Annotated in this window: 12 protein-coding genes; 7 read left to right on the plus strand and 5 right to left on the minus strand. The window is 47.5% G+C overall.

Going from position 1 to position 17,748, the window contains the following annotated elements:
- The first annotated feature begins 8 nt into the window (after positions 1-8).
- From FFM80_RS05970 to addA, 5 genes are all read left to right on the plus strand, one after another.
- On the plus strand, positions 9-926 hold the full coding sequence (locus tag FFM80_RS05970; protein ID WP_137639977.1) for a dihydroorotate dehydrogenase: 918 nt from the start codon (positions 9-11) through the stop codon (positions 924-926).
- Positions 923-1,645, plus strand: coding sequence for an orotidine-5'-phosphate decarboxylase (gene pyrF, locus FFM80_RS05975; protein WP_137639978.1), 723 nt, complete (start codon positions 923-925; stop codon positions 1,643-1,645). Before FFM80_RS05970 ends, pyrF begins: the two co-directional genes overlap by 4 nt.
- A complete protein-coding gene (gene pyrE, locus FFM80_RS05980) occupies positions 1,638-2,276 on the plus strand; it encodes an orotate phosphoribosyltransferase (protein ID WP_137639979.1) in 639 nt (212 codons plus the stop codon). Before pyrF ends, pyrE begins: the two co-directional genes overlap by 8 nt.
- Before the next feature lie 639 nt (positions 2,277-2,915).
- Positions 2,916-6,491, plus strand: a complete 3,576-nt coding sequence (locus FFM80_RS05985; RefSeq protein WP_137639980.1) for a PD-(D/E)XK nuclease family protein — start codon at positions 2,916-2,918, stop codon at positions 6,489-6,491.
- The gene (gene addA / locus FFM80_RS05990; RefSeq protein ID WP_137639981.1) at positions 6,488-10,231 is read left to right on the plus strand and encodes a helicase-exonuclease AddAB subunit AddA; all 3,744 of its coding nucleotides are present in this window, start codon (positions 6,488-6,490) and stop codon (positions 10,229-10,231) included. Before FFM80_RS05985 ends, addA begins: the two co-directional genes overlap by 4 nt.
- A 199-nt stretch (positions 10,232-10,430) precedes the next feature.
- On the opposite strand, the gene FFM80_RS05995 is transcribed toward addA, so the two are convergent.
- A complete protein-coding gene (locus FFM80_RS05995) occupies positions 10,431-10,952 on the minus strand; it encodes a GNAT family N-acetyltransferase (RefSeq protein WP_137639982.1) in 522 nt (173 codons plus the stop codon).
- A 138-nt stretch (positions 10,953-11,090) separates the two neighbouring features.
- On the opposite strand from FFM80_RS05995, the gene FFM80_RS06000 reads away from it, so the two are divergent.
- Entirely contained in the window at positions 11,091-11,735 is a 645-nt protein-coding gene (locus tag FFM80_RS06000) for an SDR family oxidoreductase (RefSeq protein ID WP_137639983.1), read from the plus strand.
- Between the two features lie 248 nt (positions 11,736-11,983).
- Here FFM80_RS06000 and dapA read toward each other — a convergent pair whose 3' ends face one another.
- Entirely contained in the window at positions 11,984-12,853 is an 870-nt protein-coding gene (gene dapA, locus FFM80_RS06005) for a 4-hydroxy-tetrahydrodipicolinate synthase (protein ID WP_137639984.1), read from the minus strand.
- A 16-nt stretch (positions 12,854-12,869) separates the two neighbouring features.
- Positions 12,870-14,033, minus strand: coding sequence for an aminotransferase class I/II-fold pyridoxal phosphate-dependent enzyme (locus tag FFM80_RS06010; RefSeq protein WP_137639985.1), 1,164 nt, complete (start codon positions 14,031-14,033; stop codon positions 12,870-12,872).
- A gap of 100 nt (positions 14,034-14,133) precedes the next feature.
- On the opposite strand from FFM80_RS06010, the gene pdxR reads away from it, so the two are divergent.
- Complete coding sequence (pdxR, locus tag FFM80_RS06015) at positions 14,134-15,501, plus strand: MocR-like pyridoxine biosynthesis transcription factor PdxR (RefSeq protein ID WP_137639986.1); 1,368 nt, start codon at positions 14,134-14,136, stop codon at positions 15,499-15,501.
- 124 nt (positions 15,502-15,625) lie between these two features.
- On the opposite strand, the gene zwf is transcribed toward pdxR, so the two are convergent.
- Positions 15,626-17,107, minus strand: coding sequence for a glucose-6-phosphate dehydrogenase (zwf, locus tag FFM80_RS06020; RefSeq protein WP_137639987.1), 1,482 nt, complete (start codon positions 17,105-17,107; stop codon positions 15,626-15,628).
- Positions 17,108-17,360: 253 nt separating this feature from the next.
- Positions 17,361-17,714, minus strand: a complete 354-nt coding sequence (locus tag FFM80_RS06025; RefSeq protein ID WP_137639988.1) for an SdpI family protein — start codon at positions 17,712-17,714, stop codon at positions 17,361-17,363.
- Between the last annotated feature and the right edge of the window lie 34 nt (positions 17,715-17,748).

Below are 17,748 nucleotides of genomic sequence, written 5' to 3' on the forward strand. Positions count from 1 at the left end.
GGTCAAGTATGGGACGGTTAACGGTTGAATTAGCAGGGGTGACGTTACAAAATCCCGTCATGCCAGCGAGTGGTACAGCAGCTTATGGGCAACAAATGGCTCAACAATTAGATTTAAGCGCATTAGGTGGGCTGGTCATCAAATCGACGACCGCCGCACCTAAAGTCGGCAATCCACGGCCAACTACGGCGGCAACCACGGCGGGGTGGTTGAATGCCATCGGGTTGAAAAATCCCGGTATCGATGCAGTTTTAGCGGATAAGTTACCTTGGTTAGCGACAAATTATCCAGAATTGCCGATTGTGGGTAGTGTGGCGGGGACCACGTTTGATGAATATGTCACGGTAGCGACGCAAATGGCGACAGCGCCAAACGTTAAATTGTTAGAAATCAATATCTCTTGTCCGAATGTGGAAAAAGGGGGCCTCGCTTTCGGAACGGATCCGGCGATGGTGGAAAATTTAACTCGTGAGATTGTGATGGCCGTTGATAAGCCAGTCTTTATGAAGCTCACGCCCAATGTCACGGACATCGTCCCTATCGCGGCGGCGGCGGAAGCTGGTGGTGCGGCCGGATTAACGATGATTAATACGCTGACTGGGATGGGGATTGACTTAAAGACACGGCAGCCGATTTTGGCGCACGGTACGGGTGGCCTATCTGGTAAAGCTATCCATCCGTTAGCAGTCCGGATGATTCACCAAGTTCGGCAACAAACGAAATTGCCGATTATTGGGGTCGGCGGAGTCTTTACTCCTGCGGATGTGCTGGAATTTTACTTGGCTGGCGCTAATGCGGTCGAAGTCGGCGCCGCAACTTATGGTAATCCGACCGCTTGTACCGATATTATTACTGGCTTACCAGCTGAAATGGATAAATATGGGATTAGTAGTTTGCAACAATTAATTACGGAGGTGCAAGGATGAGTCGACCAGTCATAATTGCCTTGGATTTTCCAACCAGCGACCAAGCGTTAGCGTTTTTGGATCAATTTCCGCAGACGCCCCCAGTCACTGTTAAGATTGGGATGGAGTTGTTTTATGCGGCCGGGCCGGCGATTGTTAAAGCGGTGCAGGCGCGGGGCCATGCCGTCTTCTTAGATTTAAAGTTACATGATATTCCGAATACGGTTGGGTCAGCGATGCGTGTTATCGGTCGACTAGGTGTTCGCTACACGACGGTGCATGCTGCCGGTGGTCATGTGATGTTAGCCGCCGCCAAACGCGGTCTGGTCGCCGGGGCAGCGGCAGCCGGGTTGCCAGCGCCTAAATTACTAGCGATTACCCAGTTAACATCGACGGATCAAGCGATGCTGAATACGGATCAACAAATTCCCGGTAGTGTGCAAGCTAGTGTCGTACATTATGCGCAGCTAGCGCAGGCTAGTCATTGTGACGGGGTGATTTGTTCGGCACAAGAAGTCGCCGCGATTCACCAAGCGGTCGGTGCGGACTTTCTTGGAATAACCCCCGGCATTCGGCCGTTATCAGCGACGGCGGACGACCAACAGCGGGTGATGACGCCCACCGCCGCCGCCCAAGCCGGTAGTAATGGCTTAGTCGTTGGTCGGCCGATTACACAAGCTAGTGATCCGGTAACTGCCTATACTGAAATTGTAAAAGAATGGAGTAACGCTAATGACTGAAATTGCAGCAACTATTGCGAAAGATTTATTATCGATTGAAGCCGTCACTTTACGACCGAATGAACCGTTTACTTGGGCCAGTGGTATCCATAGTCCAATCTATACGGATAATCGTTTAACGATTTCGTATCCCAAAGTTCGGCGGGATATTGCGAACGGGATTGCGGCGATAATTCGCGAGCAATATCCAGCGGCAGCAGTCATTGCTGGCGTGGCTACGGCGGGAATCCCGCACGCGGCTTGGGTCGCTGAATTGTTAGACTTACCATTGATTTACGTCCGCTCGAAGCCGAAAGATCATGGGGCCGGTCGTCAAATCGAAGGCGTGTTAAAAGCGGGACAAAAAGTCGTGATGCTGGACGATTTGATTTCGACTGGCGGTAGTGTGCTGCAAGCGGCGAAAGCCGTCCAAGCTGCGGGTGGCGATATCCTAGCGGTCGGGTCCGTCTTCAGTTATCAATTGGCGGCAGCCACCACGAACTTTGCAGCGGCCAAGTTACCGCTGTTCAGTCTGTCGAATTATTCGACCTTAATTGAAGTGGCCCGGCAAGCTGACTACATTAACGATGCCGACTTAGCGTCCTTACATGCTTGGCGGCAGAACCCAGCGACTTGGGGGCAACAACACTAAGATAACCATTGAAATAGCTCTAGTAGCAGTCAGCTTAAATTTGCCACGCTGGTTGGGCCAGAACCGGCTGGAACGTGATGGCCGCGTTTGGAAGCCAAGTGTGGTCCTCCACAAGCCGGGGGTTAGCTAAGTCGGCAAAGCACCGACTAAGATAAACGACACCACTGAGCCAATGCTGACCCGCCCGTCGTTAATTAACGGGAATTAAAAAATTAACGGTTGCTTATTTTCAGTTCAGTCATTTGGCCGAGAGATTGGTTCCAACAATGTTCAGCCGTGTCGTTGACCTTAGTGCGAATGGTCTGCTCGGACTTAGGCCAAGCAGACCAGGCTTTGGTTTCAGCAGGGCCCATGGCGTGCCAGTGTTTTAGGAGCCAACCGGCAGACGGCAATTTTAACTAGCAATAAACACGCTCATTGTAACAATTAGTTTTCAGATAATTAGTTGTCTGATGGTTGATGATGCTGACGGGTACAAAAAAAGCTAATAGTGTGACAATTCGATCGGTAAAAGCTGAAATATAAAGTTATTGTAAAGGGTGCGACTTTCCAGTTGGCACTCTTTTTTTGCGACTTTAAGTATGCGATAATTAAGTATCGAAATCAGAACGTTTGTTCAGCTGAAGAGGGGGAACTATTGTGAGTCTACAGTTTATTTTGGGTGCCGCTAAGCAGGACCATCGCCAAAAGTTGGTGGCTAATTTAGTTACCAGTTTGCAAGCCAATCCGCATGATCAATTCTTTTATTTGGTCCCAAACCATGTCAAGTTTGATACCGAGGTTGATGTCTTGAATCGACTAGCCCGAGCCTTTGATCAGCCCGGCTTGTATGCGCAAAGCCAAGTGCAGATTTTTTCGTTTACCCGATTAGCTTGGTACTTAATGAAGAATGAAGCCGCCTATCAAGTCCCGCGGCTCTCAGCAGCTGGAATCAACATGCTACTGTTTAAAATCTTGCAAGCCCATGCGGATGAGCTACGGTTATTCGGTGGGGAAATCTCACAGACCGGTTTTGTGACGCAACTGGCTAAGGAGATTAATGAATTACAATTAGCTAATTTAGCACCGGCAGATGTGGTGCAATTGGCTGAACAGACACCAGCGGGGGACTTAAAAGCCAAGCTGCATGATTTAGCAATTGTGTATACGGACTTTGCTGCCGCGACCGATGGGCAATATTTAAAAAATGCGGATGTGTTAGCACAGTTAAGCCATTATTTGCAGCAGCAGGATCTGCATGGTACCCATATTTACTTAGAACTATTCTCACAATTATCGTCACAAGAACAAGGTGTGATCACGACGATGTTGGAGCGCGGGGCGGAAGTTACGATCAGCTTGATTTTAGATCAAGCTTATACCGATAAGCCACCGTTGAACGGGACGTTATTTTATCAGACGGGCCGCCTTTATTATCGCCTGGTTCAGTATGCTAAGATTCGTCAGATCAAGTGTTTGCCGGATCAGTTTGCGACCACGCAACGAGTGAGTCCGAGTTTGGCCGCACTAGACGATTTGTGGCGTGATCAGGTGCAAAAGTCGCCTACTGCTGAAGTGTTGAAATCAGAGCTGCATTTGTTCCGAACGGATACCCGGCAGACCGAGTTGGCACAAGTCGCGCGGCAAATTCGCTATCTGGTAGCTGAAAAGGGCTATGACTATCGCGACTTCCTGATTGTGACGCGGCATCTAACGAGCTATCAGACCATGATTGCGCCAATCTTTCATACAATGGAAATCCCGTATTTCTTGGATTTACGACGGTCGATGGCGGATCATCCGTTGGTAGAATTAATCAGTGCCCTCTTTGATCTGAATACGAAGCATTATCAATATCGCGATGTGATGCGGTTGTTAAAGACCGAATTACTGTTACCACAAGTCAATGGGCAACCGATGGGGCGGCAAGCGTATCGCCAAGCGGTTGACTTAACCGAAAACTTTATTTTAAAGAGCGGTTATAGTGGTCGGCGCTGGACGCAAGCGGAGGATTGGCAATACTTTCAATTTACGGCTGGTGATGCGGGCATTGAGACTGATGAAAATGTCGCGATTACCAAGCAGATTAATCTGATCCATCATTTTGTTGCGACTTTATTGCCACCCTTCTTTAAAAAGTTGGCGGCGGCCAAAGATGGTCGGGCAGCGGCGACAATTTTAGTTAACTTTTTAATGACGCATGGCGTGGATACGCAGTTATTAGCTTGGCGCGACCAAGCGATTGAAAAAGGCGATATGACGGCAGCCAGTGAACCCGAACAGACTTGGCAGACTTTTTGCGACATGCTTGATGATTTTGTCACGATGCTAGGTGACGGGCCGTTTGTGACTGATGATTTCTTGGCGCTCTTGCAAGCCGGATTCGAAGGCGCAGGCTATGCCCAGATTCCGTCAACCTTAGATCAAGTGACGATTTCTGAAAGTGGTCGTGAGCAGAGTCAGAACCGTAAAGTTGTGATGTTAATTGGTGCGACGGACTTAGTCATGCCGGATCGTATTATGACAAATGATTTACTCAGTGACGTGGATAAGGATGCATTGCAGCCAGACCTTCAGCAGCTAGACGGTGACCATTATTTGGCTGATTCAGCCGTAGTGCAATTAGGCGATGAGCGGTATTTAAACTACTTAGCTTTTTTGAATGCGACTGATCAGTTGTATTTGAGTGCGCCGTTAAAAGATGATCAGGATGCTGATTTGAAGTTATCAAATTATGTCCAACAGATTCAGCAGCACTTTAAGTTACCAATTGCGACGTACTTAGCAACGCCTGATCCAACTCAGCCTAAAGTGGCGCCCTTTATTGGATCTAAACGGCGGACCATTACACATGTGGTGCAAGTCTATCGCGATGTATTGACTGCTAACGCTGATCGTAATCGCGTCGGGGCCCCGCTACGGCCAGCACCAATCTGGGTCTGGTTGCGGCGACAATTGACCGCTGATCCGCAGTTTGGTCAGTTAGCGCAACAATTGTTAGCCAGTTTGAGTTACCGCAATGTCCCGGTTGCCCTGTCATCAACGAGTGTGCAGGCGTTATATGGGAAGCAAATCTATACGTCGATTTCAAAGCTAGAAGAATTTTATCGGAATCAATATGCGTACTTTCTAAAGTATGGCTTACGGTTACGGGAACGTGATGTCTTTGAATTGTCAGCAGCCAGCACGGGTGAGTTTTTCCATGCGGTTTTAGATGGGATGATTAAAGCTTTGCAAGCCCAACACTTGAGCTTAGCGACGATTGATCAAGCTGACTTGGGAACGTTATTGGACCAAGTGACACTACAAGTATTAGAACAGCCGCAGTTTATGATCCTATCAAGTTCTAATCGGATGGGGTATTTGCGGCAACAGCTAATTAACACGGTGCGCCAGATTGCCTTTGCCATTCAGCGGCAAAGCCAACGCTCTGATGCCACGCCACAACAAACGGAATTACTCTTCGGAAATGTTGGTAAAGACCATGGGCTAAAGGCTCTAGACTTCCAAGTTGATCCGCAGCATAGCGTTCATGTTCGAGGAAAGATCGACCGCTTAGACCGAATTCAGGTTGCTGACCAAAGTTATTTAGGCATTGTCGATTACAAATCGTCGCAACATCGCTTTGATTTTCAGCAGGCTTATTATGGGTTGGCGATGCAGATGTTGACCTACCTAAATGCGGTACTGGTTAACGAAGATGCCTTAGTCCCAGCCGGCACCGACAAAGTGAAATTAGCTGGTGCCTTGTACATGCATATCCAAAATCCAACGTTAAAACCCAAAGATGCGCGGGCGGGTTTTGAGGATGCCCTCTTAAAAGCGAATAAGTACCGTGGGGTTATCGTTGATGATCCGCAATTATTGACGCATCTAGATACGGAACTGCAAAAGCAAAGTGGCGATTCTAAGATCTATCCATTTTCACGGGTGAAGTCGGGTGAGTACCACAGTCGTAAGACGGCGCCACTAGTCACTGAAAAGGAATTGGATCAGTTATTAGCGAATAATCGGAAATTGATTGTCGATGCGGCACAAGCGATTTTTGCGGGGGCACTGGCGCTGAATCCGGTGCGGCTAAATGATAAAACTACGGCGTTGCAATATTCACCATATCTTGCGATTATGGCGTTTGATGCTATGCTATCAGAAAATAATTATCGTGATTTACCGCCATTGACGCCCAGTGAAGTTTTAGAGCGGATTAAAGCGCAGTTAGGGGATGAACGCGCATGAGTACACAATTTACAGCTAGTCAACAAGCCGCGATTGATCAGCACGGCAATAATTTATTAGTCTCAGCTTCAGCCGGTTCCGGTAAGACCACGGTCCTGATTGAACGCATTATGCGTAAATTAGACGCCGGGTTGAATATTGATCAATTATTAGTCGTGACGTTTACGAACCTAGCCGCTAAGCACATGAAGCAAAAGTTGGAAAAGCAGCTCAATCAACGAATCTCAGATCAGCTAGCAGCTAACCCGAAGGCCACGACAACTAGCCCCGCAGTTCAGCGGCTACGTCAGCAGTTGAATTTGTTAGGGGTTGCCAACATCAGTACATTGGATGCTTTTTGCTTGCGATTGATTCAACGCTATTACTACGTGATCGATTTAGATCCGGTGTTCCGATTGTTAACAGATAATACGGAAGGCCTATTGATTCGTGATCAGGTCTGGGACACTGTTCGGGAAAATTTGTACGGTGACGATGGCGAATTATTTGCCGCGTTGACGGCGAACTTTTCAAATGATCGCAGTGATGATGGGCTTAGCCGCCTAATTATGCGACTTTATGACTTTGCCCAATCGACACCGGACCCAACGGCTTGGCTTGAACAATTACCGGCTAGCTATGAGTTGGGGACGGACCACCTGACGGCATCTGCTTTTTATCAACAACAGTTGTTACCGCAACTACGGACGACTTTTACGCAGATGACCACGACGATTACGCAAGCCCTTGAACAGGCCACTGATAGTGATCTGGATCCCAAGACATTGACTGCATTGCAGGCTGCGCAGGCAAGTTTGACCGATGTGACGGCCCGGCTAGGTTCGATTGAATGGAATGAGTTGCGGGCCTTTTGTCAGACTTTTAAGATTAAGGCGATCAAGAAAACCTATAAAGATGATGAGGTGCGGACGGCGATTGGCACCGCTGTTAATGGTCAAGTTAAGGCGGTTCGTGATCAGATTACCGAGCTCAATGTGGCTGTTTTGGTGAGCGATGAACAAGCGGTTTTAGATATTATGGCGGGGGCGGCAGCTTTAGTGCGTGAATTAGTCCACGCCACGTTAGCCTTTAAACAAGCGTTTGCGACGGAAAAACGCCGGCGCCATGTGTTGGATTTTAATGATTTGGAGCATTTGAGTCTAGCCATTTTAACGAGTGACAATGAAAGTGGTCAGGCGGCCTTAACCCAACTGCAAGCTCAGTTTGCCGAAGTAATGGTCGATGAATATCAAGATATTAATAGTTTGCAAGAGACGATTTTGCAATTGTTGGCCCAACAGACTCCTGGCAACATGTTTATGGTTGGCGATGTGAAGCAATCAATCTACCAATTCCGATTAGCCGATCCGCTCTTGTTCTTGCATAAATATCAAGACTTTGGCGAGCATCCCGAACATGGGGAACGAATCGTACTAGCGGAAAACTTCCGGTCAGTGGAGAATGTGGATCAGTTAACCAATTTGATTTTTAGTCAGTTAATGGATGCCCCCGTGGGTCAGATTGAGTATGACCAAGCGGCGTATTTGAAGTATGGCCCCAAAGATTATCCGGCTGATATGCCACAGACAACTAGTCTATTGCTCTATCAGACTGGACAAAAAGAGGCGGCTTCAGACACTGAAGATGACGCTGATTTTGCAATTGATGATCCCGCCGAAGGTAGTATTACGATGGTTGCGCAAAAGATTCTCGAATTAAAGGCGCAGGATAAACCGATTTATGATCGAGCGGCGCAAGCTTATCGGCCATTTCGCTATAGTGATGTGGCGCTACTAGTGCCGACCCGAAATCATAATTTAACGATTATTGATATCTTTAAACGTCTGCATATTCCAATTGTTGTCAATGATGCGCAGAATTATTTTCAGACGACCGAAATTCGGATCATGATGGCAATGTTAAGCATTATTGATAATCCGTATCAAGATATTCCGTTAGTGGCTGTGTTACGGTCACCGATGGTTGGCTTAGATGAAAATCAATTGGTTTATTTACGGATTCAAAATAAGACGAGTGACTATTTCCAAGCGTTACGCGACTTTTACAATCGCGCAGTGCCGACAGATGATTATGGCGCGGCGGTTTATACCAAAGTGGCGCAGTTCATGGATGAATTGACTGAATTTCGTGATCTAGCCCGGCGCAATCAATTAGTAACGCTGATTTGGCGGATTTATGATCGCACCGGTTTCTTGGATTATGTTGGTGGGATGCCGGCTGGACCACAACGCCAAGCTAATTTGCACGCGTTGTATGAGCGGGCACATACGTATGAAGAAGGTAGTTTTAAAGGCCTGTTCCAGTTTGTACGTTTCATCAAGCGGATGCAGGAAAAAGATCAAGATTTGGCTGAGGCAGTTGCTGAAACTGAGACCGAAGCAGTGAGCGTGATGACGATTCATGGGAGTAAGGGCTTGGAATATCCAGTCGTTTTCATTATGGATATGAGTAAACGGTTCAACCAAACTGATACGAGTCAGTCGGCTTTATTAGACCGTGAAGCGGGGATTGGGATTACGTATCTTGACCCAGAAACCCGGGTCAAGTACCCCACCTTGCCACGCTTAGTGACGCGCCAAGTAGTCAGTCAAAAATTGCGGGCCGAAGAAATGCGGAAACTTTATGTGGCGATTACGCGTGCCGAACAGCAACTCTACTTAGTTGGGACGATTGAAGATATTGACACGGCCAGCAAGCAATGGCGGCAAGTCTTTACTGATGAACAGCGACTGCTGCCAGCAACAGCCAGAACCGCGGCGAAGAGTGAACTTGATTGGGTCGGCATGAGCCTGATTCGGCACCCGGATCTAGCGGATTATTGGGATGGCGAACAGCCTTTGTATTCGTTTAAAGCTGATCAGACGAAGTTGACTGTTGAATTAGGGGATGCGGCATCGATTGGTCAGACCGAGACCGCCGTTACCGATGAAGCTGAACAACCAACTGCGCTAGAACGCGTTGAAGCAGGAGTCAGTATCGATGTTGACGAGTTGACTCAGCAAGCCATCACGCGGATCTTAAACTTCCAGTATCCGCAACGGGTTGCCACTACGACTACCGCGTACCAATCTGTTTCGGAAGTGAAACGGGTCTTTGAAGATCCCGATACACCGTTGATGAATGCGAACCCAACGATTAGTGATCAACAAGCCCGGGTGCATAGTCGTTACGTGAGTGACCGCTTAGACGGGCCCCAGTTCTTGCAGACAAGTCAAGCGCCAACTGGTGCCGAAGTCGGGAGTGCCACGCATTTGGTCTTAGAACAATTGGATGTCACGCATGCGGTGACTGATGCAACTGTTCAAGCAACTATTGATGAGCTAGTGGCCAAGCACGTGTTGACACCCACTGTGGCACAACGGATTCAAATTGAGCAAGTAGTCGGCTTTTATGCTAGCTCGCTAGGCCAGCAGATTTTGGCAGCGCCAGCGCAGGTTCATCGAGAAGTGCCATTTTCACTGTTACTACCAGCGCAGCGGTTGTTTAAAGGTTTTGAAACTGATCCGTATAGTAAAATCTTAATACATGGGATTATCGATGGGTATTTGGCGACCGAACAAGGCTTGATTTTATTCGATTACAAGACGGATCATGTTGCTCAGGCCACTGATTTATTGACCAAGTACGCTGGCCAAGTGAAATTATATGGGCAAGCATTAGCTTCAATGTATCAGCAGCCCATTGCGCAACAGTATTTGTATTCGTTAGTGCATCAGGAGTTGGTGGCGGTTGATTCTTAAAATGTGAGCATTTTAGAAACTAACTGCTCGGCGAAACATTACTGGCGATAATGACTTAACGTTAGCTGATAAGTATCCGATAGTTAGCGCCGATTCTGGGCCAACCCGAGTGGCAATTTAAGGCAACTAGCAACCTATATCGGACGAACTGAATATGAAAAAAACGCGATTCTCAAACGAGAGTCGCGTTTTTGATGACTTAAAGTAAAATTTGGTAGGCTTTACGTTGATCCTGAGCATCGCCGTCCATGTAGACAATCCCGCGATAGGTGAAGCCTGCTTTAGTAATGACATGTTGCATCCGCTGGTTTAAGGAATGCGTATCAATCCGCAATTGGTGGAAGCCTTGTTGATAACTAAGGGTCATCAAATTGCTGAAGAAGAAGTCCGCTAAGTGTTGACCATGGAAGCCACTGGCAATGGCAATCCGATGAATGGACGTATAGTGATCATCGGTGTGTGGTGCCCAACTGCCTTGATAGATTTGGGTATAGTTAGGGTCAGAAGTCGTGAGTAAGGCCGCAGTACCGGTGATTTGGCCGTCGACAATCAGGACCCAGGCACGGCCAGCGTCTAAGTCAGCTTGTAAATCCGGGGTGGCAGGATAAGTGCCCTGCCATTGTGGAATCTGATCAGTGGCTAAGGCTTGGCGACCGGCGTTAATGATGGCCAACATGGCTGGTAGATCAGCACTGGTGGCCGCACGAACATATTTAGACATTCAAATCACAGCTCTCTTATAGAATGGTTATTATTATAAGCGGTTTTGATGATGGCGACAACTAGCAAAACAGATTGGTAGAGTGCCCGCGTGATTAGCTTTATAATATGACTTAACAAACAGTGGGAGTTGAAGACGATGAAAGTATTTGTAATTGGTGCACATGGTCAAATCGGTAAGAAAATCGTTTCAAAATTAGTCGCACGAGGCGAGCAAGTCTTTGCTGGCATTCGGCGGCCTGATCAGGCGGAAGCTTTTGAAGATGCCGGGGCTGAACCAGTAGCCTTTAACTTGTTAGATCAACCATCAGAACTAGCGTTGGCCTTTAAAGGCATGGATGCGGTCGTCTTTGCGGCGGGTTCTGGTGGCTCGACTGGGTATGACATGACGTTGATGATTGATTTGGATGGTGCGGTCAAGTCGATGCAGGCCGCCGAAATTGCGGGAGTCAAACGTTACGAAATCATTAGTGCGGAATTTACGGTTGATCGGGCTAAGTGGCCGAATAGTCTGAAGCCTTACTATGTCGCTAAATACTATGCGGACGAATGGTTGAAGACCCGCACGCAGTTGGATTATACGATTTTACAACCAGGGACATTAGTGAACGATGCTGGGACTGGCCAAGTCACGGTCAATCCAGATGTTGGCGGTGAGATTACGCGTGACGATGTCGCAACATTTGCCGTGCAAGCGCTCAGTACGCCAACCACAATTGGGCAGACAATCGCGTTAATTAACGGTGAAACGCCAATTGCCACGGCGGTTAAACAAGCTAAATAAGGATTAAAAGAGATGGTTCCAGTTTAGCAACGACTGGAACCATCTTTTTTAGTTTTCATTTTTTGTTTTGAGAACGATTGACGGCCACTAAAGCACCGATGGCAATGATGACCAATAACGTAAAGAACCAAAAGGATCCGCCCATCCACATGAAGGGCATACCGCTGTTAAACCAACCACCGCACATTGACGTCACCGCTTTCCTTAGTATTGCCACCATTATACCAACCGTGATACCGGCCAGCAAGCTATTTCAACTGGTTGGTTAAGGTCGTCACCTGGGTCGCGTTTAAAGGTAAAATAGGCAATCGTGGATCGCCGACTAGTAGGTGCTGTGCATTTAAAGCGGCCTTTATTGGGGATGGTGAAGGCGAACTGAAAAGTGCGGCCATTTTAGGCAGTAATTGGCGTTGAATCTTCGCCGCCACTGGGACTTGTCCAGCTGCTAATGCCTGTTGGATGGTTGCCATGTCATCACCAAAGAGATGGCTAGCTACTGAGATTACCCCTTGAGCCCCCAGTGCCTGAGCAGTCAAAGCCTGACTATCTTCACCGGTATAGACTAAGAAGTCAGCTGGCGCTTGTTCAACGATCGTCGCCAATTCTTCCAATGACGTGCATTGCTTGATACCAATAATATTAGGATGTTGGGCGAGCTTAACGACCGTCTCAACAGCCATTTTGACGCCAACGCGGCCAGGAATATTATAAATCAGGATTGGAAGGTCGCCTTGATCAGCAATTGCGGTAAAGTGGGCAATCATCCCAGCTTGATCAGGTTTGTTATAGGGTGGCACGACCACTAAAGCGGCGTCAATCCCTGCAAGCTGACTCACTTGGCGCGTAAACGCAATGGTTGCGGCAGTGTTGTTCGAGCCGGTATTCGCAATTATTGGCACCCGCCCAGCCACAATCTTAGCGGTGGCCTGAAATAATGTTAATTTTTCACTGGTACTTAAGGTGGGGCCTTCACCGGTCGTGCCACCGACTAAGATGCCCTGCGTCTGATGGGCCAGTAAATGTTCAATTAAGCCAGCTAACCGAGTTAAGTCAAGCTGCTGGTCGTCATCGAACGGGGTGACCATGGCGGTGATTAAGTGTGCTTGCTCAAAATTCATTTTAAAGCCTCCATAATTAAGCTTGTTGTTGTGTTAGCCAAGTTGCGAAGCGGTTCATGCTATCGCGCAAGGCGTCTTGACTGGCGGCATAACTAATCCGGAACCATCCTTCTCCCGCGGCACCAAACGCCGATCCGGGAATCACAGCCACATGGGCTTGCTGTGCTAAGGTCGTGGCAAAGGCCCAACTAGTGCCTTTAAAAGCTGCTGGGACTTGTGCGAATAAGTAAAAGGCCCCCGTCGGATAGATATAATTAATGCTCATTTCACTTAGTCGGGTCACTAAGTAGTCGCGTCGGGCTTGATAAATGGCGCGCATCTTTTGACCGTCTTCGAGACCATGCGTCAGTGCTTCAATCCCGGCGACTTGACTGATAGAACTGGTCGACGTCACTAGGTATTGGTGGGTCTTTTTCATTTCAGTAATCAGGGCTAACGGCGCCATAATGAAACCTAAGCGCCAGCCCGTCATGGCATGTGATTTCGATAGCCCATTGATAGTTACGGTGTGCGCTGGGTACAAGGTGGCTAGGGCGGTGTGGGGTTGTTCGTAAGTGATCTCGCTATAGATCTCATCACTGATGACGGTTAAGCCGGCTTGCTTGATGACTGCTACTAAGGCTGCTAATTCGGCTTTCGTGTAAGTCACACCGGTCGGATTAGTCGGATAGTTGAGTAAAATGGCTTTTAACCGTTGGCTATGATTAGTTTGAATCGCGGCTGCCAGACCCGCGGGAGTTAACTTATACCCCGTCGTTGTCGTATCAATGGGAATGACATGGGCATGTGCCATCGCGATGACCGGTTCATAACTGGTATAGCAAGGTGTTGGCAGTAAGACGGCGTCGCCAGGGTTGAGTAACGTGATTAAGGCCGTTGCAACGGCTTCGGTGGCGCCAACCGTGGCAATGATTTCATTGGGGGCATAGTTCAGTTGATATTTTTGATTAAAATAACGACTGGCCGCGGCTTGTAATTTTTGGAAGCCCATTAACGGTGAATAGTGGCTAAAGTCGTCGCGAATGGCTTGAATACCAGCTTTTTTGATGTGGGCTGGGGTAGGGAGATCCGGTTCACCGACCGTTAATTTGATGATATCTGGGACGTCACTGATGGCCTCGTCAAAACGACGAATGCCGGAAACTTGAATTTGTTGGATAATGTGATTTGTATCAGCCATAGCTAACAACTTCCTCTCGTTCTAGTTATTGGTTATAATAAGGAATAATTGTATGGCTTAAAAGTGACAATTTTAACAAAAATGAAAGGACAGTTGCGTAATGCCATTAGACCGGGATTCTAAAACGCCATTATATTTACAACTTTATCAATTGCTAAAGGACAGCTATTTGCCTAAGTCGGGTAACCAGCAACAATTGTTATCGATTCGACGAATGGCTCAAACGATGAATGTATCCAAAACGACGGTTGAGCAAGCTTATGATCAGTTATTAGCGGAAGGCTACGTGTACACCGTCCCGGGGAGCGGTTATTTTTTTAAGGCGTTAAAAGCTTGGCCGACCGCAAGTCCTAAAACCCCCGCGATTCCAGTTTCAACACCGCCTAAACCGGTGACGTATGATTTTCGCTATGGGGCGACTCAGCTATTGAAGCCCAGTTGGAATGCTTGGAAAAAAGCCGTCCGCGATGCCTTACGCCAAGCTGAGGCAAACCCGGTGAGCTATCCGGATGCCCAAGGATTACCAGCGTTACGCCAACGGTTAACCACTTTTTTACGAACGACTCGTGGGGTACGGTGTCAACCAGATCAGATTGTGATTACGAACGGGGCAAAAGAAGGTCTGGCCTTACTGTTAAGCATCTTGCCGGCCGGAACTTTGGGCATTGAAAATCCTGGATATCGGGGGTTGCCAGCCTTAGCATCAGCAGCTGGTAAGGCGACGGTGGCCCTGCCGGTGACGACGCAAGGGGTTTCGTTAACGGCGATCAAGGCGGCCCAGCCACAATTTGTTTACACGACTCCGGCCCATCAGTTTCCATTGGGGTATGTGCTACCAATTGCCCAACGATTGGAATTATTACAGTGGGCCGCTGCTGAGTCGCGGTTAATTATTGAAGATGATTACGACAGTGAGTATCGGTACCACACACAGCCGCTGCCCGCCCTGCAATCAGTTGCAATGGCTGATCAGGTAGCCTACTTAGGAACCTTTGCGAAAGGGATCGATCCTACGTTACGGATGGGGTATTTAGTCTTACCGGTTCATTTAGTGGCGGTTTATCACCGTCAATATCAGTATCGCTCGGCCATGGTGGCGGGCCTATTGCAGCAAGCGATGGTGGCCTATTTTGATAGTGGGGCTTATTATCGGCATATTAGCCGCAGCCGCAGCTTAAATCGGCGTAAGTATCAACGGCTGACGCAGCTGTTAGCAACAACTGATCGTATTCAGCCAATTGCGACCGGTGCCGGTCTACAACTGGTTGTTCGCATTCCTGGCATTGCCCAAAAAGCTTTGTTGGCCGCGTTAACCGCCGCTGATATTCGAATTTATCCGCTTGATTCCAATTGGCAGGCGATGCCGAGTCATGACTATTACTTGTTAGGATTTACAGCGGTTAGTCTTGCTGATTTAGAAGTTGCCATCCCGCGTTTGATTGCGGTTTGTGATCAGTTAGGACATTGAAAAAGACATCAAGCTGACTAGTTAGTACTGGTCAGGTTGATGTCTTTGGTTTTAGTATGGTTGGGTCTGGTGGGTAAGTTGCGGATACCCGTCTTAGACCCGTTTCTTGCTTTTAAAAGTGTTTTTAACCCTGATAGACCCACCGATGCCCATCTTGTGCTAACAAGTCAGCTGCTGCTTGTGGTCCCATGGTACCAGGCTTGTAGTTTGGAAAACTTGGTTGATGGTCATCCCAGTATTGTTGAATCACATCAATAAATTTCCACGAATAGGCCACTTCTTGCCAATGGGTAAAGTTGGTGGCATCGCCGTTTAAGATGTCGTGTAAGAGGCGCTCGTACGCTTCGGGACTGTTAGCGGCGGCGGTCGCGTCATGATCGAAGTTCAATTGAACTGGGGTTGTCGCAAAGCCTTGACCGACATTCTTAGCATTCATCCGTAATTCGAAACCTTCAGTGGGTTCCACGTTGATCGTTAAAACGTTTGGTGCCAAGCCGTTATCGGCCGCTTGATTATCAGGTAGCTCGTGATTAAAAATATTGATAACGGGTCGTTTGAAGACAATGTCGATCCGGGTGAACTTGTCAGCTAAGCGTTTACCGGTCCGAATGTAGAACGGCACGCCGGACCAACGATAGTTATCTATCATTACTTTACCAGCAACAAAGGTATCGGTATTGGATGCTGGTGAGATTTTGTCTTCTTGTCGATAGCCCTTGACCGTTTCAGTCGGAGCGTATTGTCCACGAACAAAATTCTTGGCAACTTCTTCTGGCTGGTAAGGCCGCAAGCTACGTAAAGCTTTGACTTTTTCAATATTGATATCGTCTTCGGTAAATTCAACCGGTTGATCCATTGTGAGGAGACTCAGAATTTGCATGATGTGGTTTTGAACCATATCACGCAAGGCACCGCTATTATCATAGTAAACGGCGCGTTCTTCAACGCCCAGCTTTTCACTTAACGTAATCTGCACGTTGGAGATATAACGGTTATTCCACAAGGATTCCCAGATATTATTGCCAAAACGAATGGCGGCAATATTTTGGATCATTTCTTTACCGAGATAGTGGTCAATCCGATAAATTTGGTTTTCATCGAACGTTTCAGCTAATTCATCGTTTAACGTCTTAGCGCTTTCGAAATCATGGCCAAAAGGTTTTTCAATGATGACGCGGTTAAAGCCATTTTCAGTTAAAATATGTTCAGATTTAAGATGCCGCGCAATTGTCCCGAAGAAGTTCGGTGCCATTGCCAAGTAGAAAATCCGGTTACCCTGTAACTCATATTGTGCGTCTAGCTTTTCAGAGAGTCGCTTTAAGGTGATGTAGTGTTGGACATCTGTGACATCATGCGACTGGTAGTAAAAATGGCTAGCAAAAGCGGTCACTTGATCGGCGTCAGCGTGCAATGATGCTAAGGCATCGGCGACGACTTGATGATAATGCTCATCGGTCCAAGGTCGCCGGGCTGTCCCAATCACCGCAAAATGGTCTTGTAAATACCCTTTTTGATACAGTTTAAATAATGAGGGGTAGAGCTTTCGTTGGGCCAAGTCGCCAGTTCCGCCAAAAATGGTGAACAGAGCAATCTTTTCTTTACTCATCAAATTCACTTCTTTACTTAGAATTATAAAAATTAAGGTTAGTTGGTACTCGTATTAAACATTAATTATCTTGGATGTTGACCATAACCTTAGCAACCAACCAGAGTGGCAAGCGCAATTAAACTAACGGCCAAGGCCACTGTCAAATCCTGATTGGTTAGAAATAGTCGTCGTACATAACGGTTAAAGCCACCATTACTAATATTAAGCGATAAGCCGTCGGGGTCAATTATTAAGTTCTTTAGTTAAACAACTAGGCTTTGGGCGTGGGCTGATTAGGAAATTGATGCCGTAATTCGCGTTCGGTTGCGACATTTTGCATAATCAAGCCTAACGCTAAGCCAAGAATCTGCAATGTTGAACTTTGTAACCAAGCAATTTGTAAAAGGAGACCGACCAGCGAGGCGAGGGTCAGAATGCCAAAAATTTCAACGCCAAGCATGGCATAGAAATTCTGAGCAAACTGCCAAGTGGTTTTATTGTGACCAGCGCGCCGTGAGGTATAGCCCCACAACGACCGAAATTTTGGCATATGCCGCCATTGGTATCCCCAAACAAGTAGAAAGATTAAGAAACAGCCGGTTAGGCCATATTGATTAAGCATCATAAACATGCCTCGCCTTTTTCAAAATTAACGCTAG

The sequence above is a fragment of the Lactiplantibacillus dongliensis genome, assembly GCF_005405105.1.
GTDB classification, from domain to species: domain Bacteria; phylum Bacillota; class Bacilli; order Lactobacillales; family Lactobacillaceae; genus Lactiplantibacillus; species Lactiplantibacillus dongliensis.